This is a genomic window from Clostridium beijerinckii (assembly GCF_036699995.1).
GTDB lineage: Bacteria > Bacillota > Clostridia > Clostridiales > Clostridiaceae > Clostridium > Clostridium helianthi.
Genome location: NZ_CP144906.1, coordinates 2,823,869 through 2,847,585 on the forward strand (window position 1 = coordinate 2,823,869; position 23,717 = coordinate 2,847,585).

Below are 23,717 nucleotides of genomic sequence, written 5' to 3' on the forward strand. Positions count from 1 at the left end.
TAGTAATATAAAATTTTAAGCGGCTTTAGCTATAGATCTAAATATAAGCTATATGCAGTTACTTACAGGTATAACTGTAGGTTTTTTATTGCGCTCAAAAGTTTCATAATATAAATTATTACTTTTAGGTAAGATTAGCACATAGACCGCTTGCGCAGAAAGGATAGATAAAAAACAATGACTAAAAATGAGCTTGAATCATTAAAATTAGAAGGTTTCATGCAGCAACAAGAAAAAGAATATTTTTCACTTAGAATACTGACAGATGCAGGAAATTTAAGTTCTAATGAAATGGTTTGTCTAGCAGAAATATCTGAATTATATGGAAATGGATACATGGGATTTACAACACGGCAATGTGTTGAAATACCTTGGATTAGAGAAGATTTGATTCCAGAGGTTAAGAAAAGGATATTAAGCGTAGGAATCAAGACCGGAGGTACTGGTACAAGGGTTGTAGCTGTAGCTGCTTGCAAAGGAGCACTTTGTAGGTTCGGATTATTAGATTCACAAGAAATAGCTAAAAATCTCGATAGAAAGTTTTTAGGAATAGATCTTCCAGGTAAATTTAAAATTGGAGTAGCAGCATGTCCTAATAATTGTGTAAAAGCTCCAATCAGTGATTTGGGTTTTTTAGCTCAAAATGAACCAAAGGTTGAGGCAGATATGTGCAAAGGATGTAAGATTTGCGAGCGTACTTGTAAAGTTGACGCGATATCAATGGTACATAAAAAAGCAGTAATAGATTACGATAAATGCATTTCTTGTGGGCAATGTATCAAAGCATGTCCTTTTAAAGCTATGAAGTTAGAGAATGAAGGAGTTGCAGTATATTTAGGTGGAAAGTTTGGAAGAAATTTAAGAATAGGAAATCGTCTTAAAAAACTTTACCAGCCTGATGAATTGGAAGCTATTACAGAAATGGTTATTGAGTATTATAAAAATAATGCTATCAAAGGTGAAAGATTAGGAATGACAATAAGTAGACTAGGTTTTAATCATATAAGGAACGCACTAGATATATAGATGTTGCTATAGTTAATTCTCGTTTAATCTTATTTTAATGATTATGTTATTAAAACATAATCAAATGATTTGACAATGATGAATAAATAAAATAAAATGATATTAAATGATAATAAAGTACATTGAATGAGAATGAATTACTATGGGGGAGATGTAATTATGAAAAAAGCAGTTTTTTTTGACATAGATGGGACTTTAATGGACTGTTTAAATGGAATAACAGATATTAGACCTAGAGTAAAAAAAACAATTCGCTCACTCCAAGCAAATGGAGATTATGTATTTATTGCAACAGGCAGACCATATGCCTTTTTGAATGAATCTTTGTATAACTTTGGATTTGATGGCTTTGTTCTTACCAATGGAGCATATGTAAAAGTTAAGGAAAAATGTATATATAAAGAATCTCTTAAAAGGGACTCTATAAAAGAATTAGTGTATAATTTTGAGCAGCGTAATATTCAATATATCTTGCAAGGAGAAACATATTCATATATTAAAGATGAATATAAAAAATTACATTCTTTCTATGATTCTTTTAGTATATCTAAAAAGTATTTCCAATCCGAATATGATCTAGAAAAAGTAGAGACATACAAAATTGAGATGCTATATGATGATAAAACTGGAATGGATTATTGCTTGAATTTAGCGAATGAGGATTATGATTATATTCATAATATAGAGGAAAAATCTTTTGAACTATATTCAAAATCAAATACAAAGGCAACTGGAATATTAAAAGTATTGGACTTTTTAGATATTCCAATAGAAAATAGCTATGCTTTTGGAGATGGTAAGAATGATATAGAAATGTTATCTACAGTAGGATGTGGGATTGCTATGGGGAATGCGGAGGATTACGTTAAAGAACACGCCAAGGAAGTAACTGATACAGTACAAAATGATGGAGTAGCTTTAGGAATAGAGCGATTTATCTACTAAAATAGACCTGCATTTTATTTATTAAAATGCAGGTCTATTTTAGTAGATTTTATTATTATTTATACTAATCTAAAAAATCATATGATCTATTTAATGCATCTAAAGAATACTAAAATTAAAATTTTTCAAATATTATTTGCTGCCTATATTACCAAGAAATATGCGAGAATACAACATATATAACCTTTTCATATGCAATTATGAAAATTATATCTATATGTAACAAAAATTACTTTTGTGTTTGATACATTCTTATCCTATAATAGGGCAATACCATATCGGTGGGGAAAGTAACCTAGAATATTCTTAGGTCACAAATAAAACACAAGGAGTGGTAATTTGATTAAATTAAAAATAAATGTTATAAAAACTTGTATATTTCTAGGAGTATGTTTGTTAGGATTTGAAACAAACTTTTTAGATCCGCAAACTAAAAATATTCAAATAAATAGAATTGTTACAGGTAGCTATAAAGAAGATCTTGATTTCCAAAAAGAAAGTACCGATACTGATAAATATGCAGAATCAGTAAAGAAATCAGATGAAGTTTCATCTGATTCAGTAAATACATCATCGGTAAAAAATCAAAAGCAGGTAGGTAAACCTATTAAAGCAGAATTAACTGCATATAGCGATGATCCTAGATGTTCAGGGAAATGGGAGTCACAGACAGCAATGCAGACAAGAACAAGAATAGGTGTTATTGCGGCCCCATCTAATATACCGCTTGGAAGCAAGATGTATATTCCAGAGTTGCAAAGTTATAAATCTGATGGCATGTTTGATGTTGAAGATAGAGGTGGAGCAATTAAAGTAAAGAAAGATGGCACTTATGTAATAGATGTTTGGGTCCCGTCATATGAAGAAGCCAAACAATTTGGTAGAAAAACTACTACTATATATCTATTAGAATAATCATAAATTTAGAATTGCTTTATTATCGTTGATTTTATTTACACAAATATCCTAAGGGAAGTTACATCTTTCAATTTAAATATTTATAAAATTATATGTAATATTGTTAATATTCAATTGGATGAAACCCTTAGGAACTTTTATAAAAAAATATAATAATGATTTCATAATTATGACAGTAAGTTTATCAAAGATAAATTTAGTGCCTTTTTCTTGCTTTAAAAAATGAATTGAACATTAATGAATTAAATGACCGGAATGACCAATGTTGATTAGAAATTTGCTTCAAAAAATATAAAGTCATTTTTTGAAGCTCATATAACTTCATTACTAACTCATATCAAAAAAATAATCTAAAAAATTGACATTACGAGATAAAAATATACAATAGTATAATGGGTGGGTGAAAGTTAAAATGAAAAGAACTAAAAAATTGTTATGTTTATTATTGGTTGTATTTTTATCTTTGTTTTTAATCTCATGTGAAAAAATGACAATTCAAATAGAAATTCAGGTGCAGATGAAAAGTTAAAGGTGCATTACATTGATGTTGGACAGGGTGACTCTGCATTAATACAGGTTAATGGGAAAAGTATTTTAATTGATGCAGGTACAAGCGATAAAAAATCTTTAGATTATATTAAATCACTTGGTATTACCAGATTAGACTATGTAATAGCAACGCACCCTCATGAAGATCATATAGGCAGTATGGATGATGTTATTATTAATTATGATATTGGAAGTTTTTATGCCCCAAAAGTTACTACAACAACTAAGACATATGAAAATATGATTGATGCTCTAAAATATAAAGGTCTAAAAATTAATGTTCCTAAAACAGGAGAAAAGATTAATATAGGGAATTCAGTATTAACATTTCTAGCACCAAATAGTAGTAAGTATGATGATTTAAATAATTATTCTATTGTTATTAAGCTAGAGTTCGGTGGAACAAGTTTTATATTTATGGGAGACGCTGAAGATATTTCTGAAAATGAGATATTAGCAAAACAACTTGATATTCAAGCTGATGTTTTAAAAGTTGGACACCACGGAAGTCATTCATCTACAACTCAGGCTTTTATTGATAAAGTTAATCCTAAATATGCAGTAATAAGTTGTGAAAAAGGCAATGACTACGGACATCCCCATAAAGAAACTATAGATAAACTTAATAAAAAAAATATTAAGGTATTCAGAACAGATATTCAAGGAACTATAATAGCAACTTCTAATGGTGAGAGTATAAAGTTTAATGTAGATTCAGTGGATAAAAAAGCTAATGTATCTGGAAATGAGCTAAAGAAGGCATCTAATAAGTAGGCGTTAACACAATTCAATATAACTTAATAATAAATTAAATAGATGGTAATGGATTTGTATGGAAATTAGGATACATTACTTTCTATTTTTTTATTTGTTAAGTTATAAAGTAAATAATAATTTTTTCAAAAATTCTATCATATGGTTAATGAACTAGATGAATATATTTTTATTTTAAATCATTTAATTAAAGGCAATATGCCGCCTATAGGTGATATTAACTTCAATTATTGCAGACTTAGAGTGAATTTAATATGTATTAATGTAATTAAGATATAGGTGGAACATTCGCCTATATTTTTTTGCTTTATATTAAATTTTCTATATCATAAAGATATGTTAATGAAAACTTAATGGAAATATAATGTAATATTGAATAGCAATAGTATACTAATAATAATATCAAGATAACACTAACTTTCTTAAATTATTTAATATTATAAATAAAAGCAATATTGTTGTATTTATTTTAATAATTTAAAACGAAAATTCTGCTAAATTATGTAGAAAAATAATGAATAATATCTATTTAAATGGTATAATTGAATATATGTGTATAAAAATCTAATATCAGATTATTGAGGTGAATTATGAAAACCTATAATGTTAAATATAGGGACTTTAAAACTTTACAATTATACGTAAATAGCAATGACATAGTGAAATATAATAATATATTAGTACAGGTGTTTTCTGGAATATGCAATAAAGAATTTATAAATGAAATAATTAGAAATTTAAAATTATTAATTCCTCAATGTAAAATAGTTGGGGCTACGTCGTCAGGTGAAATCCTAAATGGAGATATATTTGAACGGGAGTGCATAATCTCCATAAGTGTTTTTGATAAAACAATAATTAAATCCATCTTAGTTAAGGATAACATACCTGATTTTAGTAAAGGTGTGAAAATAGCTAGTCAGCTAATTGGGCCTGATACAAAGGCAATAATATCTTTTGGTGATTTAAGCATTACGGGTGATGATCTTTTAAAAGGAATAAATTCTGTAAATGATCAAGTTCTAGTAGCGGGTGGAATTGCTGGAAAGAGCGATCCAGCGTATGAAACATACGTTTTTACAGAAGAAGGAGTAGCAAAAAACGCAGTAGCTGCAGTTGCTTTAAAAGGTAAATTTTTAAATGTAAATAACGGAAGTAGTTTTAATTGTATACCTATAGGGAAAGAACACGAAATAACATTGGTAGAAGATAACATAGTAAAAAAGATAGGAACTATATCAGTAAAAGAATTTTATAACAAGTATTTGGGTACTAAAAGTAATGAGCAAATTATACGTATGGGAAATAAGTTCCCATTAATGGTAAAAAGAAATAATAGATATTTTACTGTTCATGTATTAAAATTCATAAATGCAGAAGAAGCACTTATATCTACAAAGCTAGATATTGGTGAAAAAATAAGGATTGGTTTTGGTGACTTAAGAGAAATTTTGCAAAGTGCAAAGGAAATGTATGGTGAGATTACAAAGTGCCCATGTGAAAGCTTATTGATATATTCATGTGATTCAAGAAAAAATATATTTAAGAAAGTAAATGCTAAGGAAATAATACCATTTAAAGATTTATCCGTAGGTGGCTTTTATACTTTTGGTGAATTTAACAATGTCAATAATAAAAATATGTTTTACACTGAAACAATGACTGTATTAGCACTTTCAGAAGATATCGATGCAAGAATTAAAATTATATCAGAAATTGACGATGAATATTCTTATTTTAATGAGGAGGATTCAGCATTATATAATCTTATAAAGAATACTGGGGAAGAATTAAATCAATTAAATATAAAATTAGAGGAAAAAATAAAAGAAAAAACAGATGAGTTAGAAAAACAATATTATACAGACAAGTTGACAGGTTTAGAAAATAGAAATAAACTAATTAATGATTTGTGTATAGAAAAATACAATAAGCTCACAATTGTTGATATAAGGTCTTTTAATGATATTAATGATTTTTATGGAAATACAATAGGCGATAAGGTATTGAAAGATATTTCTAAGTTAATTAGCTGGTATTGTAAGGAGAATAAATTAAATTCATACAGAGTAAATTCAGATATATTTGCTATAGCAAGTAGTGGTATAGCAAAAGAAGATTTCATTGCAAAAATACAATTTTTACAAAATGAAATAAACAATCAATGTTTCGTTTACGAAGAAGGTAAAATTTTCTTGACAATTGTAATGGGAGTTGCATTAGAAGAAGAATCACTATTTGAGAAAGCAGAAATGGCTTTAAATTATGCAAAAAAAAATAAAGAATTATTTCAAATATATAGGAAAGATCTTAATATATATGAGGGAATCAAGGAGAATATAATATGGACTAAAAAAATTAAAGATGCTATAGCTGAAAATAGAATAGTTCCATTTTTTCAACCAATAGTTAATAATAATTTAAAAACAATTGAGAAATGTGAAGCTTTAATTCGTATGATTGATGAAAATGGAAAAGTTATATCTCCATATTTTTTCTTGGATATAGCCAAAAGAGCTGGACTATATAAAGAATTAACTATAATAATGTTAGAAAAAACTTTTGAAGTTTTAAATAAAACTAATTATGAAATATCTATAAATCTTCTTCTTCAGGATATAATGAACAGTGAAATTAGAGCACTAATTATAAAGAAATTAAAGAATGTACGAAACCCTGAAAAGATTGTATTTGAAATAGTTGAATCGGAAGGTATTGAAAATTTTAATGAAGTTACTGAATTTATAAAAGAAATAAAAAAATATGGGTCGAAAATTGCAATTGATGATTTTGGAACTGGTTATTCAAATTTTAACTATCTTATGAAACTAAATGTAGATTATATAAAGATTGATGGATCAATTATTAAAAATGTGCATAAAGATAAGTCAGCAGAAATTGTTACAAAGACTATAGTATTATTTGCAAAAGAGTTGGGGATAGAAACTATTGCAGAATTTGTATCTGAAGAAGAAATATATAATAAAATAAAAGATTTGAATGTAGATTATTCTCAGGGATATTATTTTTCAGAACCAAAAGAAAATATAGGGTGATTTTTAGTCACCCTATATTTACAAATCATTGATTTAATAATAAATAATACTTTTTATAGTAGGGAAATAATGTTTAATGAATTTCTTTGATTGTTAAACATTATTTCCCTTTTTTAATTTAGAAAAATAATATATTAAGCATGTAATGAAGGCACATGTAATCTTTACTATGAGATCGGTTGCAGTATCTTCAAGACTTCCATTTGTCATGTCAGTTTTAAAAAAATAATCTGCTAAGAATTCATATATTTCCCATATAGTACCTATTGAAATTGTAAAACAAAAGGCAAATACTAAGCTGAATTTAGAAAATTTTTTCTGAGTTGTATTTTTGGTTTTTTCTATAATTCCCTGCAAAAGATGCATTCCAATTATAACGCCATATACACCAAATGTACCATGAAGAAATAAATCCCACCACCAGAACATACTATAGAACTTTAAAGTTTCTCCTAGATATAAAGTAGCAAATATAAATATTATTGATGCTGATAAAAAACTAGATGGAAGGGTTATTTTATTAGAATTAGCAACTTTAAGAACGATAAAAGGAATAAATATGCTTATAGCATCCCAGAGTAAAAAAAGTAGATAACTCCACGGATTTGATGAGGCGGTCTTAATAGCTGTAATAATAATTAATATTTCAAATAATATTGCTAATATTACGCTAATTTTACTGCTTTTGTTAATCATTAAAATCAACCCCTTTCTAATGTATATACTTCTAAATATTTATAGGGATTATAAATCTAATGATATCTTTTCCTTTTTTATATAAAAATATGTACGTTTAAGAATGAGCTTGTCCTAGAGTAAAGTATTTTTATGTTAATTTGCTCTAGGATGATGCCTTTCTACAATTAATTCTTATCAATTATAGGAAGATTTATTTTTTTTATATAACAAATCATTCTGATTGAAAAAATAACGATTAATGATATATGCTGAGATAAGTGAGTTCCTAAAAGTGGATATAGAAACCACAGTAAAAGTGAACCAAGAATACATGCAATGCAGTAAACATCAGTTTTAAAAATTTCAGGTTTTCTATTGGTAATTATATCTCTAAGTACGCCTCCACCAACCCCAGTAATGCTTGTAGCAAATAGAAAGAGCATTAAATTATAGCCACTTTCAAGAGCTTTAATTCCAGAAGAGACAGAAAAAGCTGAAAGCCCTATTGCATCTATTATCACAAACATATTATTATATTTTAGTTTTCCACGAAGTATAACAGGAATTGTTGCACCTAAAATAATAAAAGGAATAGTTGTATAGTTTTCAAAAAATAATGGAATTCCAACATTCGTTACAATATCACGAAGAACTCCACCTCCCATAGCTGTGACGGTAGCGAGAATATATATACCGAATAAGTCGAATTTTTCCTCGATTGCAACATGAGCCCCAGATGCTGCAAATGCAAATATGCCTAGATACTCCAATATATTAATATCATTCATAAATCAAACACCTCTTTCAATTAAATTTTATGCATAAAAATAGACGAATTGCATAAACAATTCGCCTCTGTTATTTTACCTGAAAGATTCTCTTTTAATAGTTAACTAAAAAGATTGCTTCTTGCGTGTCATAAGACTTTCCAGAGTTTCGTCAGAATTCGGTCCTTTTGCCTGAGAGTTTGTTGCGATTTCACCTTCGGCTCTACATTGTTTGTAGCATCTCCCAAATTCATCACACGATTACTATAATTAATAAAAAATATTATAATTTAGTTTTAATACCATGTCAAACTAATTATTCTAATATTCTATTTTTTATTTAATGCTTATATCTCATATTTCGCTGAATGCTATGCATTTCAGTGAAATATCTTTTCTTTATTTAAAGTTTGGAATAATATATATCTATATGTGAATTATTCCATAGTAAATTTCTAAACTATCCCTAATGGAATCATTATTAAATTTTTTGAAATATATACTTGTTAAATAGCATGTCCAACAAAAATACTTTCATCCAAACCTAAATAATTCAATATCTGCCGTTGATTATCTTTTAGTGGTTTTTGAAACTTTCTTATACAATTGTTATTAACTTTAATTACTTGTATAGGCACATACTCAAAGATACCCATTATAGCTTTTAAACTCGGCTTGGACATTTTTATTTTTCCAGGTCCAAGTATAATCGTATTATCTTTCTTCATCTCACGTCTGACTACATGTTCCATTACTGATAAAATCATTAAACCAATAAGTATCATGTATGTTAAGGCTTCAACTCTTTTGGGAGTTTTTACAAAAAGGTCATCTATAAACTCTGGTGCTTTTAGCTGCTGAAACTTTTTCTCTACGCTGCTTTGAGTTTTGTATTCTTTCAGCATTTCTTCACATGAAATATCAGAATCATTACTTGCTAAGATGAAAGTACACTCTCTTTCAATTGCTGCTTCAATTTTTGAATCTTCACGGTTAATTTCTAAATTAATAGTATATTCATATTCCTTTTGTGAATCCTTATTATCAGCTTTTTTACGCTTACGTTTTTCATTCATTTCAATATTCAAATTAACAGAATGGTATTTTAATTTTTTCCCTTTAGTCTTTAAAAACTCTTCTATTTCTTTTTGTGAATCTGCTTCGCACGCGAAGCTACGCTTGGAAAATACTTTGATTTTTTTCTCTAATTCGGCATATTCTTTTTCTGCATGCCTAGAAATAGTTTTCCTTTTGGTTTCTTCAAGAGTGAAGGAATAACAGACTGCCAGTTTAACTGGAATCCCCTTATATTCTGATTTATAATCTAATACTTGATATTTAACTTTTTTACCTTGGGCATTTTCAAAAATAACATCTTTTGTTAACTGTCTTTCACTAAAAAATTTACCAATATAGATTTTAGACATATTTGTTGTTTCAGGAGCTCTTGTTATAAATTTTATATCTCTACCATTTGCTTTATTAATATTTTCTTCTGTAAAAAATGCACTATCTGCAACATAGTAGAATGAATCTTTACTAGTTTTGGATTTTTTTAAAATTTCATCAACATCATCTATAGCGTCATTATTATAAGTTTTATCATCTGTATTACCCGAAAGAACTTTTGCGTCTACAACTATACCGTTAGCTGTTCCAATTCCAATTTTTATTTGTTTCTTATCATTTCTTTTATCTTTACTATATCCATAATCAATTGATATTTCATCTATTTTACCTTCTTCTGTTTCATACTGGCCCCACATTACCTTTGAGGTAGTATCGTAATTAATATTCTTTATACTCAATCCATACGTAGCGAAAGCAGTCATACTTATTTCAGAAAAAATTTTTCTTGGACCAGCTTCATGAAAATTATCAAGAAAACAGCCAAATCTATCATCTGTAAGATTATGAGGCTTCGCATCGCTGTTAAATGTCCCTTCAATATCAATATGTTCAAAATACTCATCCATAAGATATAATGGTCGTCTTGAATGACAAAGATTTGCTAACATCATTTGAGCCATTATCCCATAAGCTATATCAGGCTTTCTCCCATTTTGTTTAGTCAAATATTGATCAAAGATGTTGATAACTCCTAGTTTCTTACACATACCTGCTACAAGCGTCGCTTTTCCATGGCTATATGCTTCCATTTCAATATTTTCCAATAACAACTCTTTATCCATTCCAATCCCCCCATTAAATATTATTTGCATACCGTAATCATAATAATTTTTAGTCAAATAATATAGTGAATAGTTGAGGTTAAATAGGAAAAATTAGTTAGGCGGAATATGAGTTATATGATTGGATTTAGCATAAAAATATAAAATAGAATGTAAAAATAGAAGACTGTTTTATTTAATGAATGTTTCAATATAATTGGAATATTCATTAAATATATACAGCCTTCTACTTAGAATCTTTAAAGCAACTATTCTAAAAGAATTAAGTTATATGCACATTTAAATTCACTTACTTAACTAAGCTTAAGTCATCTGCATAACTAATTTATTTAATTCATCTTCGTGTAAAGTCTCTTTTTCTAATAATTCTATAGCAATCTTATCAAGAGAAGCTCTATTTTTAATTAAAAGTTTCAGTGTTTCATTGTATAGATCACTAACAATATTTTTACATTCTTCAATAACAGGATTTCCATAACTACTATATAAGGGACCTACACTTGATAGATTTATGAGCCCTAAGGTTTCACCCATACCATACTCAGTAACCATTTTTAATGCAATATCAGTAGTTTGAGATATATCTCCATGCGCTCCAGTAGAAATTTTATCTTTACCAAAAATTATTTCTTCTGCAGCTCTACCACCTAGTGAAACTTTTATTTTATTTCTTAAATAATCTACTCTGTGGTAGCTGGTATCCTCAGGAATAGATAATGTATAACCTCCAGCACCTTTTGTTGTCGGTATAATTGTTATTTTAGAAACTTTATCTTGTGGAAGTAATAGCATATTAACTAATCCATGTCCTGCTTCATGATACGCAGTAAGAAGTTTATCTTCTTCTTTAAGATAACTTCTTTCTTTTTTCTCATGGCCAGCTAAAGTTATAGAATAGGCGTTTTCTATATGGTCAGAAGTTATATAATTACTGTTATCTTTAGCTGCTAATATAGCACTTTCATTAACTAAACTTTCTAGCTTTGCACCAGAAAAATATACTGTTTTTTTAGCTATATCTTTAATATCAATATTTTCATGTGGTTTGTTCTTTAAATGAAGAGATAAGATTTTTTCTCTTGCATTAACATCTGGCAATGAAACTTCTATATGTCTATCAAACCTTCCTGGTCTAAGAAGAGCTTTGTCCAACATATCAAGTCTATTTGTAGCTGCGATTACTACAATTCCTTCTTCTTGTCCAAATCCAGACATTTCAGTTAAAAGCGCATTTAATGTTTGATCTTTTTCATCGTTACTAGATCCATTTTTTCCATTACCTCTTGCTTTACCTATAGCATCGATTTCGTCAATGAATATTACAGCTTTTCCTTGAGCTTTTGCTTTCTTGAATAAGTTTCTTACTCTTGCAGCACCAACTCCAACATATACTTGGACAAAATCAGAACCACTAAGTGCATAAAACGGAACTCCAGCTTCACCTGCAACTGCTTTTGCAAGCAATGTCTTACCTGTACCTGGATCACCATAGAGAATAACACCCTTTGGCATTCTAGCACCATACTTTTGATACTTTTCTGGGTTCTTAAGAAAATCTACAACATCCATTAAACTTTCTTTAGCTTCTTCATTTCCGGCTACAGCATCAAAGTTTAAGGCTGCTTTCTTATCTTTGCTAAAATCTTGCATTTCCATCGATGTTACAGAAGAAACACCACCCTTTGATTTATATACAAGCATCGCAACTATTGCAAAAAGTGATAACCCTAAAATTCCAGAAGGAATAGTTTTTGAAATAGGGGGAGTGGTTTCGTCCTTAACTTCGATTCCATTTAATAATAGCTTTTCTTTTAAAGTATCAGTATGTGGATTATCTGTAGAGTATTTATCACCACTATTGAGTATTACAGTCATTTTAGGAGAAGTATCAACTATTACAGTTGATATTTTATTAGAATTAAGATCTTCAGTAAAATAAGAATAACCTTTATTAACTACTTTTGAATTTATTGATGTTACTATCATTACTATAAGAGACAGGATAGCTGTTATTATAGGAATAATAATATAATATTTTTTTATCTTATTCATTAAGTACCTCCAATTTCTTAAAAGATGACTTAAGGCATACATATCTATCACTTATTTTGTATGCCTAATATTGATTATACAGATTTAAAATTAGAAGTCTAATTTCTTTCATTGATTTTACCAATGTAATTTTTGGAGAAATACTCAAACAGATTTTTTACTAAATGCAAAAAATTTCATTAATATAAATGTGATTGGAACACCTATTATTGCGGCTAATAAATAAGCAATAAGCTTATTTAAACCCATAAAATTAAAAACTATTACTACAACTATATTCTGAATAATAAAATTTGGAATATATGATATTGCAAATTTTATAAATTTATTCAATTGCAGTTTTTCCTTAAAAGTTATAAGACTGTTCAATAAATAGGATATAATCAAACCAGAAATATAGCCAACTATAAATGCTATATTCTCATTTAAAAAGCTTGAGTATATATAAGAAAAAACAGTTCCATTAAATGTATTGATAAGTCCTATTATTAAAAAAGTAACGAATTCTTTTGTATAGAAAGTATTTTTAAATTTTTGAACTATATTATCCATAAGTTTCCTCCTGTAAATTTTCTCATCTATGCTTGTTAATTTATTAAAGATGAGAAATCATAGTTTTTATTTAATTTCATTATGTATTTTTTGAATATATTTTAGTATTATTCAAGAGAATAAGAGTTCAATTTTACTATAAACCATATTGATGAAACCACCAACTTATATTTAACATTAGTCTAATGGAACAATCCCCTTAAAAATAAACTAGCATCTATAAACTTCTATTAATAATTATAAATAGCATTTATTAATAAGTTTATAATTATAATGATTATGCATTGCATGAGCTTAAAGATAATCAATCAGTATATAGAAATTAAAGTTGTTACCCTTTTAAGAAATGTGTTACGCCGACTGAAGTATCTTATTCGGTAATCCATATTACTTCAACTATAATATTGTTAAGCAAATTTATCAATAAAGTTGATATAATTATTGTAAAGCTGTATTAATATGTAGTAGTGTTAATACAAACATAGATTACTAAAATACTTATTTATAATTTTATTATACTCATTATTTCTGAATAAACACTTAACAGATTTCAAGGTGTTAGCTTTCATTAAAAAGTTCATTCCAATAGGGATATTTTTACGGTATATTACATCTTAAAGTCTTAGAATCTGCAAATATTTTTAGCATATATTATAAAGTATATTGGTTATTCATATAATTAAATAGATTTGGCAAATGATTATAAAATATCATTGTATTGCAAAATATAGTTCATGTAATTTTTAGTAAACTATATTAAATACAATGGTCTTTTTATTAAATTTGAGTATAACAAATATACAGGAGAGGTATAGATATGATAAGACCAAGGCCTTTAAAGAAAGGTGATAGAATAGGATTAATTGCAGCCTCAAGTCCAACAAAACCAGATAGAATAGAACCGTCAATTAAAGCCATGGAAGAGCTAGGATTTGAAGTTGTTTTAGGAAAGAGTTGCAGGTGCAACCATGGATATTTATCTGGAAGTGATGAAATCAGAGCAAATGATATTAATAAAATGTTTGATGATAAGACCATAAAAGGTATTTTTGCAATAAGGGGGGGATATGGAGCAGGAAGACTTTTGGACATGCTGGATTACAATATGATAAAAAGAAATCCGAAGGTTTTTGCAGGGTATAGTGATGTGACAGCGCTCCATACTGTATTTAATGAAAAATGTAAATTTATAACTTTTCATACTCCAATGATATCAACCGAATTTTATAAAGGTGTAGATGATTATACAATGGATTATTTTATAAAAAATATATTTAGTGATAAACCATTAGGAATACTAAAAAATCCAGATAAACAAGAAATAAAAACTTTAGTAAACGGAAAAGCAATAGGGAAATTGGTTGGAGGAAATCTTTCTTTAGTTGCATCATCTATGGGAACTCCATATGAACTCGATACAAAAGGAAAAATACTATTCTTAGAAGATGTAGATGAATATCCATATAAAATAGATAGAATGTTACTTCAATTAAAGCAGTGTGGAAAATTTAAAGATGCTGCAGGAATTATTTTAGGATCATGGACTGGGTGTGATCCAATAGAAGGGAATAGTAGTTTAACATTAATGGAGATATTTGAAGAATTGATAAAGCCAGAAAATACTCCGACAATTTATAATTTAGCTTGCGGACATTGCGCTCCTACTATAAGTATTCCATTAGGAGCAAAAGTAAAGATAAACGGAGAAAGAAGCGAAATAGTTATTCTTTAGTTGATTATTAAACATTATACATTGGAGTGATTTGATGAAAAATGCAATAGTTAATAATACTATAGGAATGTTAAAACGTGAGCCAAAAAATAATTCGGAAAGTGTAGATGAAGTGCTATTCGGAATGAATGTTGAAATACTCAAAGAGGACGTTAATAATTGGTTTTATGTAAGAACTCGCTACAATTACGAAGGATATATTAATGGTATTGATTTAATAATAAATGATAAAATATCAGAAAAGTGGGAAACAGAAAAAAATTCAATAGTAATTAATTCTTTTGCAGATATTCTTAATAATCCTCAAGCATCTGGGTTTCCAATTGCAACTCTGACAAGAGGAGCTAATTTAATTTCTACCTATGAATGTAGTAAAGACAATAAGTTTACAAAAGTTATATTGCCTAATCATAGTATAGGCTGGATAAGAAGCTGTTTCATATCCAATTTGAAGAAAAGTTATGATATAAATAATGAAGAAGGTCTTAGGGATAATTTAGTATCATCGGCCGTATCTTATATTGGAACACAATATAGATGGGGAGGAAAAACTCCTCTTGGAATTGATTGCTCGGGTCTCTGCTCTATGGCATATATGTTGAATGGAATTCTAATTTATAGAGATGCAAAGATTAAAGAAGGTTTTCCTATTAAAGAAATAACATTTAAGCAAATAAAAAAAGGAGATCTAATATTTTTTCCGGGACATGTTGCTATGTACTTAGGTGATAGTAAATATATACATTCATCAACAAGTAATGATGTAGTAAAAATAAATAGTTTAAATAAAAATTCAAATGACTATAACGAACATCTAGATAGAAGTTTAAAACGATTTGGAAGTATATTTTAAAAGTGGTTTCATAAATTATGTAATATGATTAGCATATTGGATTAATATTTATTCTATGAGGAAAAGAGGCAAAATTTACACGACTATTAATAATTAAAAAACACATAATATATAAGTAAAATATATTATGTGGAGGTAATGATATGAGAACACTTTCGGAAGCAGAAATTTTATCTTTAACATCAGTTTTAAAGATGGAGAGTGATGGATTAGCAATGCAAAGAGCTGTTAATTCATTAATTACAGATGGAGATTTAAAAAGACAATCAGAAGCAAGTGTACTAGCAACTGAAGGCAGGATAAAAGGAATTCAACAATTTATGAATGAAAATGGAGTTCCAGTTTCAAAGGAGGTATTGTAAAATGGGAAGTATAATTGGAAATATGATTAAAAGCACTATGGATATAGATGATGAAATAATAGCATCAAGTATGCTTTCTACAGCGAAGGAAGGCGCAGATATGTATCTAAATGCAACACTTACAAGCAGTACTCCTGAATTAAGAGCTATATATTCAGCCTCATTAGGACAAATTGTTGAAGGACATACAGCTCTTACAGAATTAACTGTTAATAGAGGATGGGTAAATCCTTATGATTCGCCACTTAAACAATTAGCAAATTCTTATAATGAATCAAAGCATATAATTAGCGAGATCAAAGAATAGTAAAAAATAAATTTCAAGAAAGGTGCCTATTTTAATGTTAAGGTGCCTTTTTTAATAGTTAAATAAAATATTAATTATCAAATAAAATTATCATTGAAATAGTTATTAATTTAATCGGCCATTTTAAAGTAGATCTATCTATAGAAAATTAAATAGTTATAAAATTTAGGCAATTTTGTATAAATGCAATTACACATTTGATTTATAGCATCGTAAGTAATAGAATAATAGTATGAATTGTTAAATATATACAATTCATTATTTAACATTCGGTATTATTTAATGCTAAATTGTATATGAATTGATTTTGCATTGTTGCATAAGAAAAAAGTATCTTAAATATATCAAAAATATGAGCAAATATACCAATTTTATATTGCTTATTATAGCCAATAATGATATTCTTAATTATATGATAAATAATTTCATTTAGGAGGTGTCATTATTATGAGTATTTGCAGTTTAAATCCGGGAGAGAAAGGAATAATTTCATCTATTAAAGGAGATTCAAAATTAGTTAAGAGGTTGTTTGCGTTAGGATGCATTGAAGGAACTGAGGTTGAACTTAGAAGAACAGCACCACTAGGTGATCCAATTATTATAAACTTTAGAGGCTTTGATTTAGCAATTAGAAAAAAAGATGCTAAGAATATACTATTAAAAAAATTATAATAATTGTGGATTGGATATTTTAATTATTAGCAAAATAGGGGAGACTTAAATAAATGATAAACGTAGCTTTACTTGGTAATCCTAATGTAGGAAAAACTACATTATATAATTTACTCACTGGCTCCAATCAGTATGTTGGTAATTGGCCAGGTGTGACTGTAGATAAAAAAGAAGGTTTTCTTTTTGAAAATATTAAGATTGTTGACTTACCTGGAATATATGCTATGGATACTTTCTCAAATGAAGAAAAAGTGTCCAAGCAATTTCTAGAAGAAGGTGATGTTGATTTAATATTAAATATTGTGGATGCATCTAATCTTAATAGAAATTTATATCTTACAACTCAACTTAAACAATTTAATAAACCTATAATATTAGCCTTGAATATGATTGATGTTTGTGAAAATAAAGGAATTGTTATTGATTATGATAAGTTGTCTAAAGAACTGGATGTTGAAGTAATTCCAATTATTGCAGGAAAAAATGTAGGAGTAGATAAAGTTAAGGAAAGACTTAGAGAAGGAAACTTTACTAAACCATTGAATCATAGAAAATTTGATTTTTCATCTGAAAAAGAAGCGTATAAATTTATAGAAAATGTATTAAAATCGTGTATGACAATAAGAGACAACCTACAAGAAAGCATTACTGAGAAATTGGATAAGTTTGTTTTACATCCAGTTCTAGCATATCCTATTTTTCTTTTACTTATGGCTCTAATGTTTCAGTTGACATTTTCTTGGGTTGGACAACCAATTTCAGATTTTTTAGATGATCTTTTAAATAATAATATTATACCGACTGCGCACCAACTATTATCGAATTCTTCTGATTGGTTTAGCTCTTTAATTGTAGATGGTATTATTTCAGGTGTTGGAGGAATTATAGTATTACTTCCAATAATATTAGTATTATTTATATGTATAACTATTTTGGAAGATAGTGGCTATATGGCTAGAGTCGCATTTATGATGGATAAATTGATGAGAAAGATGGGGCTTTCGGGCAAAGCTTTTATTCCTATGATAATAGGTTTTGGATGTACAGTTCCAGCAATTATGACTGCTAGAACTTTAGAAAGTGAAAAAGATAGAAAACTTACAGCATTGCTAGTTCCATTTATGTCATGTAACGCCAGACTTCCAGTTTATACTGTATTTGCGGCTGTATTCTTTGAATCTCATAGAGGATTAGTGGTATCTTCCCTATATTTACTTGGAGTCTTAGTAGCATTTTTGCTTGGTATTTTATTCAAAAATACATATTTCAAAAAAGATGAAGAACCTTTTATAATTGAAATTCCTGAGTATAAGATGCCTAAAATATCATCTATATATAAACAAACATTAGATAAAGCTAGCGGTTTTTTACAAAAAGCTGCAACTATTATCTTTGCAATGAGCGTAGTAGTATGGTTTTTATCGAACTTTAATCTTCATGGTATGGTGAATCAAGTTGATGATAGTATATTAGCATCAATAGGTAATGTTCTCGCACCAGTTTTTAAACCTTTAGGTTTTGGTAATTGGCAATCTGCAGTATCATTACTTTCAGGACTACTAGCTAAAGAATCAGTTTTAGCTTCTATGCAAGTAATTTTTGCAGGGGATTTATCGGTAATTTTACCAATTCATTTCACTAATATTTCTGCATATGCATTTTTGGTTTTTATACTACTATATACTCCATGTATATCAACAATTGGTACGATGCAAAAAGAATATGGAAGTAAATTAACTTTGTTTTCAATTTTCTTTCAGTTAATTGTCGCATGGATTGCTTCTTTCTTAGTATTTAATTTGGGTGGTTTTCTTTATAACCTTGTGCATTTATTTTTAAAAATGAATAGTTTGTTTTTTTAATAATTGTTAAGAATATGATTAAGTATCAATATCAAGACTTAAATCATACTTTTATAATAGCAGGTAGGTGAAGCTTAAATGATAGAAATATTAATCACGATTATAATAATTTCTTTTGCTGGATTTATAATCTTTAAATCTTTTAAGAATTCTTCAAAAGGAAAATGCAACTGTGGATGTAAGGGCTGTAAATCTGAGAAAATCTGTTCAGACAAAAGTAATACAGGTATAAAAATTGCTCAAACAAATAAGCCTAATAATCAATAATAAAAAATATTAAATATATAAATTTATCCACTAAAAGCATAGCGTTTTAGTGGATTTTTCTTTATACTATAAAATGATTTATAGTATAATAACAAAATGAAGAAATTTAAACCTAAGATAAAATGAGAAACCGAAAGTAGGAATTAAAAAATGAATTACAAAACACATATGAATGGTGGAATACTAGTAGGATTATATGCGAATTGCCAATTTGCAAATATGCCACTTGTGTCTACAGCAGTATTACTTGGAGGAGCTTTTGTTGGGAGTATATTTCCAGACATAGATCATGGAAATAGTTATATTGGGAAAAAAACTAAAGGTGTATCAAAAGCAATAAATAAATTGGCTGGCCATAGAAAGTTATTTCATGCGCCACTTGTATATTTGTTTTTATATTCGACTGTCATTGGTATGTTTACAGATAAGCTTCTGTTAATTGGAATAAAGGGGATATTCTTAGGAATATTTTCTCATTTAGTTCTAGATAGCCTAACGATTGGAGGATTGCCGTGGTTTTACCCGTTTAGTAAAAAGAGGTTTTCTATTTGTATGATAAAGACAAATAGTAAAATTGAGGATATATTATGTGGAATGCTTATATGTATTAATATAGTAATGCTACTTGACATGCTTCACATAACTTCAATATTTACATTCACACATAGATAAAATATAAAAAAATCGCAGGCGACTGTGGAGCTGAAGATTTTTTTCACGCATCTGCCTTTTCGAACGCATGTGAGAAAAATTTGGCAGGCGAATATGATTTGTTTTTTATTCTTTTATAGTTATTAACCCTAGTAAAATATACTACTATAAAGTTATCCACAGATTTAATTGCATTATAATTCCCTAAAGAATAAAAATATCCTAAAGATTGATTAATAAATCTTTAGGATATTTTTATAAGGTACATTATGTTGGAAACAATAAATAGCATATTTTAAGCACTTAATAGCATATAATATAATTTTACTTCATAAAATTTAATTCAGATTTATCACTATTTTTAATTTCTCTTATAGCCAAGCTACAATAGATTAATGTAATAATGGAGAATATAAGAAAAAATTCTGGCATTATTATTCCAGCAACATGTATTAAGGCTTCAAGTAAAAGTGGTAAACTCATCGCATAAAAGCTTAAAGTACAAGCTCTAGAGTATTTTAGTTTTACTCCCATAAATGAACCTATAGAAACAGCAAATGGACCAAATATTAAGAATCCTAAAATCAAATTAGTAATAAAGGAATTAATAGGATTAACAACCAAAAAAACTATTGGTGTAAGTATTTTAATTATGGAAAGATAGTATCCCGAATTTTCGTTATTAATATTTATACTAGAAAAATCAGAAAAGTTGATAGTGCCAACTGTTCTATAATCTTTTCTAAGATATATGTTATTAGAATCAAGAAACACAGCATCTTTGTAAGAATTTAGAATATTTTTGTCAGTTTTACCTTTAGTATCAATAATAAAAGTATAATAATTTGATTGATCAGTACTTACACTTAGCATTGAGGCATCAATACTAAAAGTTGAGGAATCATTTTCAAGGTTGTCCTGAATACTTATGGCATCAGAGTCAAGTGAATTTACTGTATTTATGTTTCCAATAAAGCTTGATATTAAATAAAATAGAAAATCGCCTTCATGTTTATTGTAAATAGTTTCATCTGAATCAACAGATAATACGCCATTATTAAATTCAAAATTTGGTGCATTATTTGAAAGATCATTTTGTACTACCGATATTTCGGTGGCAATCATATTTATTTCCTTAACATTAGTTATTGCTGATAATATCAACGTAACAAGAAAAATATATAATATTGACTTTCTAAGTCCTTGTGCTATGAATTCTCTGTATGCTTCAAAATTAAAGAAACTATAAGCGAATTTATCTTTAAATCCCATTATTTTTTTCAAAAAAAGACCTCCTAAAAGATAAAGTTAGATAAATTTAACTGATTCTTGATAATTATAACACATTGGATAAAAATACAATAGAAAGTTTGCATAATTAAATGAAATATGTTATCATTACCAATATCAAAAAAATTATGAAAAATCAAATACGGACAGTTCATTAAGACCATCCTGTCATTAAAAAAAACTAGGCATTTTAATTTTGAATTATTTTAATTTAAGATTAATTTTGTTGCGCTAGTTTTAGATGTTACAAAATTAATCTTTTTTATATTTAAATGGAAAGTTAATTTATGGATAAGCCTTATAAAACTGATTTCGAAAATTTTATAGAAATTATGTGAGGAGAAAAATATGTTTAAAATAAAAAGTGAAGTACAATTTGATATGGCGCACTATTTAAGTGGGTATGAAGGAAAATGTTCTAACATTCATGGTCATAGGTACAAATTAATTGCAAAACTAAGATCTGAAAAGTTGCATCAAGATGGTCAGCTTAGAGGCATGGTAGATGATTTCGGAAATTTTAAAAATATATTAAAAGAGATTGCAGAAACTTTTGACCATAAATTAATTATTGAAAATAATGAAGATGGGAAAGCTTTGGTTAAGAAACTCGAAGAACTACAAAATAATTTCAACATTTATTTAGTTGACTATAGACCTACAGCAGAAGAAATGTCTAGAGATATTTTTAATAGATTAAAAGCTAAAGGATTGTCAGTGTGTGAAGTAGAATTATTTGAAACTCCTAATAATAGCTGCATTTATACAGAGGACTAATGGAGGGGAATTATGTTTAATATAATTGAAAAATTTTTATCAATAGATGGGGAAGGTCCTACTTCTGGTGAACTTGCAACATTTATAAGATTTCAAGGCTGCAACTTAAGATGTTCTTGGTGCGATACAACTTATTCGTGGGATAAAGAAAATACTTCAGAAGTTCTAACTGCCGAAGAAATTTATAAGTATATAAAAGAAAATAAAGTTACTAATGTTACTTTAACAGGTGGAGAACCACTTATTCAAAAAAATATACATGAATTACTAGAACTTTTGAACTCAGATGAGAACTTAAAAGTTCATATAGAAACAAATGGTGCTGTTAACATAGGACCTTTTAAAAATAAATTTATAAAGAATAATATCAGTTATATTGTAGATTTTAAACTTCCTAGCAGTAATATGATTGATAGAATGGATTTTAATAATTTAAGCATTGTAGAATCCAATGATGTTTATAAATTCGTGATAGGAAGTAAGGAAGATTTAGAAATGGCATATGAAATAATATGTAAGTACAATTTAACATCAAAATGCTTTGTTTATTTAAGTCCAGTTTCGGGAAATATAGAAATGCAAGAAATTGTAGAATTTATGAAAGATAAAAATTTGAATAGAGTAAGGTTGCAAGTGCAATTACATAAAATTATCTGGGATAAAAATGCACGCGGAGTTTAATAATTGAGTGGTTATTATATATAATATAGACTAGCTTATAGTGAATTTTGTTTTTACAAAAGGTTTAGAAATACAAGGAGGCTTAAGTTATGCCAAAGAAGATAGATACAAAAAAAATAGAGGAATGTATAAGAGAAATTATTGTTGCTTTAGGAGATGATCCTGATAGGGAAGGATTACTAGATACACCTAAAAGGGTATCAAAAATGTATGAAGAAGTTTTTCAAGGAATGACACTTTCAAACAGGGAAATAGCAGAAGCGTTTGGAACCACATTTGAGAATGAAGATTATGATTCAGAAACTCATAATAATATGGTTGTGGTTAAGGATATACCAATTCATAGTTATTGTGAACATCACTTAGCGCTTATGTATAATATGAAGGTTACAGTAGTATATATACCAAAAGATAAGATAATTGGTCTTAGTAAAATTTCAAGAATTGCAGATATGGTTGGGCGAAGACTTCAACTTCAAGAACGTATTGGAACAGATATAGCAGAAATAGTTTCTATGGTTACAAAAAGTAGTGATGTTGGTGTACTTATAACTGGAGAGCATGGATGCATGACTTCAAGAGGAATAAAAAAACCTGGAACATTGACTACAACAACCACTTTTACAGGAAAATTTCAAACTAATGATTTACTAAGACAAGAAGCTTTACTAATTATGAGATAAGTAACGAACGAAGAAGCAGTAGTGCTTTGGTATATTTCTATTTAATTAATTTATTTTAGGAGGTTTTGAAT

Annotated in this window: 21 protein-coding genes, 1 pseudogene and 1 riboswitch; of the genes and pseudogenes, 16 read left to right on the plus strand and 6 right to left on the minus strand. The window is 27.9% G+C overall.

Features of this window, described 5'->3' with window-relative positions; all coding sequences use genetic code 11:
- Nucleotides 1–177 precede the first annotated feature (177 nt).
- From PZA12_RS13065 to PZA12_RS13085, 5 genes and pseudogenes are all read left to right on the plus strand, one after another.
- Complete coding sequence (locus PZA12_RS13065; RefSeq protein WP_078115550.1) at nt 178–1,026, plus strand: 4Fe-4S binding protein; 849 nt, start codon at nt 178–180, stop codon at nt 1,024–1,026.
- Nucleotides 1,027–1,185: 159 nt separating this feature from the next.
- Complete coding sequence (locus PZA12_RS13070; protein WP_077842965.1) at nt 1,186–1,971, plus strand: Cof-type HAD-IIB family hydrolase; 786 nt, start codon at nt 1,186–1,188, stop codon at nt 1,969–1,971.
- Between the two features lie 339 nt (nt 1,972–2,310).
- Nucleotides 2,311–2,886 carry a 3D domain-containing protein gene (locus PZA12_RS13075; protein WP_077842966.1) on the plus strand — a complete coding sequence of 192 codons (576 nt, stop codon included), beginning with the start codon at nt 2,311–2,313 and terminating at the stop codon, nt 2,884–2,886.
- Between the two features lie 415 nt (nt 2,887–3,301).
- Nucleotides 3,302–4,212, plus strand: a pseudogene (locus tag PZA12_RS13080) (ComEC/Rec2 family competence protein).
- A 590-nt stretch (nt 4,213–4,802) separates the two neighbouring features.
- On the plus strand, nt 4,803–7,268 hold the full coding sequence (locus PZA12_RS13085) for a bifunctional diguanylate cyclase/phosphodiesterase (protein ID WP_103699384.1): 2,466 nt from the start codon (nt 4,803–4,805) through the stop codon (nt 7,266–7,268).
- 93 nt (nt 7,269–7,361) lie between these two features.
- Here PZA12_RS13085 and PZA12_RS13090 read toward each other — a convergent pair whose 3' ends face one another.
- The 5 genes from PZA12_RS13090 to PZA12_RS13110 form a co-directional block, all read right to left on the minus strand.
- Entirely contained in the window at nt 7,362–7,964 is a 603-nt protein-coding gene (locus PZA12_RS13090) for a hypothetical protein (protein ID WP_077842969.1), read from the minus strand.
- A gap of 167 nt (nt 7,965–8,131) precedes the next feature.
- Nucleotides 8,132–8,734 carry a trimeric intracellular cation channel family protein gene (locus PZA12_RS13095; RefSeq protein WP_077842970.1) on the minus strand — a complete coding sequence of 201 codons (603 nt, stop codon included), beginning with the start codon at nt 8,732–8,734 and terminating at the stop codon, nt 8,132–8,134.
- 149 nt (nt 8,735–8,883) lie between these two features.
- Nucleotides 8,884–8,970: riboswitch (glycine riboswitch) on the minus strand.
- A 249-nt stretch (nt 8,971–9,219) separates the two neighbouring features.
- The gene (locus PZA12_RS13100; RefSeq protein WP_181006061.1) at nt 9,220–10,905 is read right to left on the minus strand and encodes an IS1634 family transposase; all 1,686 of its coding nucleotides are present in this window, start codon (nt 10,903–10,905) and stop codon (nt 9,220–9,222) included.
- 303 nt (nt 10,906–11,208) lie between these two features.
- The gene (locus PZA12_RS13105; RefSeq protein ID WP_103699410.1) at nt 11,209–12,957 is read right to left on the minus strand and encodes an ATP-dependent metallopeptidase FtsH/Yme1/Tma family protein; all 1,749 of its coding nucleotides are present in this window, start codon (nt 12,955–12,957) and stop codon (nt 11,209–11,211) included.
- Nucleotides 12,958–13,101: 144 nt separating this feature from the next.
- Nucleotides 13,102–13,509, minus strand: coding sequence for a GtrA family protein (locus tag PZA12_RS13110; RefSeq protein WP_077842972.1), 408 nt, complete (start codon nt 13,507–13,509; stop codon nt 13,102–13,104).
- Nucleotides 13,510–14,326: 817 nt separating this feature from the next.
- On the opposite strand from PZA12_RS13110, the gene PZA12_RS13115 reads away from it, so the two are divergent.
- The 8 genes from PZA12_RS13115 (at nt 14,327) to PZA12_RS13150 (ending at nt 20,236) form a co-directional block, all read left to right on the plus strand.
- Nucleotides 14,327–15,241 (plus strand): S66 peptidase family protein, encoded by a 915-nt coding sequence (locus PZA12_RS13115; RefSeq protein ID WP_078115544.1) that lies wholly within the window; start codon nt 14,327–14,329, stop codon nt 15,239–15,241.
- Between the two features lie 34 nt (nt 15,242–15,275).
- Nucleotides 15,276–16,094, plus strand: coding sequence for a C40 family peptidase (locus PZA12_RS13120; protein ID WP_103699172.1), 819 nt, complete (start codon nt 15,276–15,278; stop codon nt 16,092–16,094).
- Nucleotides 16,095–16,237: 143 nt separating this feature from the next.
- Nucleotides 16,238–16,456: a hypothetical protein gene (locus PZA12_RS13125; RefSeq protein WP_017211636.1), complete on the plus strand. Its 219-nt coding sequence runs from the start codon at nt 16,238–16,240 to the stop codon at nt 16,454–16,456.
- Between the two features lies 1 nt (nt 16,457).
- Nucleotides 16,458–16,763, plus strand: a complete 306-nt coding sequence (locus PZA12_RS13130) for a spore coat protein (RefSeq protein ID WP_078115542.1) — start codon at nt 16,458–16,460, stop codon at nt 16,761–16,763.
- Between the two features lie 447 nt (nt 16,764–17,210).
- The gene (locus PZA12_RS13135; protein ID WP_017211634.1) at nt 17,211–17,435 is read left to right on the plus strand and encodes a FeoA family protein; all 225 of its coding nucleotides are present in this window, start codon (nt 17,211–17,213) and stop codon (nt 17,433–17,435) included.
- Between the two features lie 53 nt (nt 17,436–17,488).
- Entirely contained in the window at nt 17,489–19,297 is a 1,809-nt protein-coding gene (gene feoB, locus PZA12_RS13140) for a ferrous iron transport protein B (protein WP_103699171.1), read from the plus strand.
- Between the two features lie 78 nt (nt 19,298–19,375).
- A complete protein-coding gene (locus tag PZA12_RS13145; RefSeq protein ID WP_077837579.1) occupies nt 19,376–19,564 on the plus strand; it encodes a FeoB-associated Cys-rich membrane protein in 189 nt (62 codons plus the stop codon).
- A 150-nt stretch (nt 19,565–19,714) separates the two neighbouring features.
- Entirely contained in the window at nt 19,715–20,236 is a 522-nt protein-coding gene (locus tag PZA12_RS13150; RefSeq protein ID WP_078115540.1) for a metal-dependent hydrolase, read from the plus strand.
- A gap of 303 nt (nt 20,237–20,539) precedes the next feature.
- On the opposite strand, the gene PZA12_RS13155 is transcribed toward PZA12_RS13150, so the two are convergent.
- Nucleotides 20,540–21,499: a DUF1189 domain-containing protein gene (locus tag PZA12_RS13155; RefSeq protein WP_103699170.1), complete on the minus strand. Its 960-nt coding sequence runs from the start codon at nt 21,497–21,499 to the stop codon at nt 20,540–20,542.
- 354 nt (nt 21,500–21,853) lie between these two features.
- Between PZA12_RS13155 and PZA12_RS13160 the strand changes: the two genes are divergently transcribed.
- From PZA12_RS13160 to folE, 3 genes are all read left to right on the plus strand, one after another.
- Complete coding sequence (locus PZA12_RS13160; protein WP_103699169.1) at nt 21,854–22,282, plus strand: 6-pyruvoyl trahydropterin synthase family protein; 429 nt, start codon at nt 21,854–21,856, stop codon at nt 22,280–22,282.
- 12 nt (nt 22,283–22,294) lie between these two features.
- Nucleotides 22,295–22,963, plus strand: coding sequence for a putative 7-carboxy-7-deazaguanine synthase QueE (queE, locus tag PZA12_RS13165; protein WP_103699168.1), 669 nt, complete (start codon nt 22,295–22,297; stop codon nt 22,961–22,963).
- 89 nt (nt 22,964–23,052) lie between these two features.
- On the plus strand, nt 23,053–23,646 hold the full coding sequence (folE, locus tag PZA12_RS13170; RefSeq protein ID WP_087702038.1) for a GTP cyclohydrolase I FolE: 594 nt from the start codon (nt 23,053–23,055) through the stop codon (nt 23,644–23,646).
- The last annotated feature ends 71 nt before the right edge of the window (nt 23,647–23,717 follow it).

Excerpts from the sequence above, each read along its gene's own strand:
- PZA12_RS13065 (WP_078115550.1), top strand. The coding sequence starts at position 178 with ATGACTAAAAATGAGCTTGAATCATTAAAATTAGAAGGTTTCATGCAG.
- PZA12_RS13070 (WP_077842965.1), top strand. The coding sequence starts at position 1,186 with ATGAAAAAAGCAGTTTTTTTTGACATAGATGGGACTTTAATGGACTGT.
- PZA12_RS13085 (WP_103699384.1), top strand. The coding sequence starts at position 4,803 with ATGAAAACCTATAATGTTAAATATAGGGACTTTAAAACTTTACAATTA.
- PZA12_RS13090 (WP_077842969.1), bottom strand. The coding sequence starts at position 7,964 with ATGATTAACAAAAGCAGTAAAATTAGCGTAATATTAGCAATATTATTT.
- PZA12_RS13095 (WP_077842970.1), bottom strand. The coding sequence starts at position 8,734 with ATGAATGATATTAATATATTGGAGTATCTAGGCATATTTGCATTTGCA.
- PZA12_RS13100 (WP_181006061.1), bottom strand. The coding sequence starts at position 10,905 with ATGGATAAAGAGTTGTTATTGGAAAATATTGAAATGGAAGCATATAGC.
- PZA12_RS13105 (WP_103699410.1), bottom strand. The coding sequence starts at position 12,957 with ATGAATAAGATAAAAAAATATTATATTATTATTCCTATAATAACAGCT.
- PZA12_RS13110 (WP_077842972.1), bottom strand. The coding sequence starts at position 13,509 with ATGGATAATATAGTTCAAAAATTTAAAAATACTTTCTATACAAAAGAA.
- PZA12_RS13115 (WP_078115544.1), top strand. The coding sequence starts at position 14,327 with ATGATAAGACCAAGGCCTTTAAAGAAAGGTGATAGAATAGGATTAATT.
- PZA12_RS13120 (WP_103699172.1), top strand. The coding sequence starts at position 15,276 with ATGAAAAATGCAATAGTTAATAATACTATAGGAATGTTAAAACGTGAG.
- PZA12_RS13125 (WP_017211636.1), top strand. The coding sequence starts at position 16,238 with ATGAGAACACTTTCGGAAGCAGAAATTTTATCTTTAACATCAGTTTTA.
- PZA12_RS13130 (WP_078115542.1), top strand. The coding sequence starts at position 16,458 with ATGGGAAGTATAATTGGAAATATGATTAAAAGCACTATGGATATAGAT.
- PZA12_RS13135 (WP_017211634.1), top strand. The coding sequence starts at position 17,211 with ATGAGTATTTGCAGTTTAAATCCGGGAGAGAAAGGAATAATTTCATCT.
- feoB (WP_103699171.1), top strand. The coding sequence starts at position 17,489 with ATGATAAACGTAGCTTTACTTGGTAATCCTAATGTAGGAAAAACTACA.
- PZA12_RS13145 (WP_077837579.1), top strand. The coding sequence starts at position 19,376 with ATGATAGAAATATTAATCACGATTATAATAATTTCTTTTGCTGGATTT.
- PZA12_RS13150 (WP_078115540.1), top strand. The coding sequence starts at position 19,715 with ATGAATTACAAAACACATATGAATGGTGGAATACTAGTAGGATTATAT.
- PZA12_RS13160 (WP_103699169.1), top strand. The coding sequence starts at position 21,854 with ATGTTTAAAATAAAAAGTGAAGTACAATTTGATATGGCGCACTATTTA.
- queE (WP_103699168.1), top strand. The coding sequence starts at position 22,295 with ATGTTTAATATAATTGAAAAATTTTTATCAATAGATGGGGAAGGTCCT.
- folE (WP_087702038.1), top strand. The coding sequence starts at position 23,053 with ATGCCAAAGAAGATAGATACAAAAAAAATAGAGGAATGTATAAGAGAA.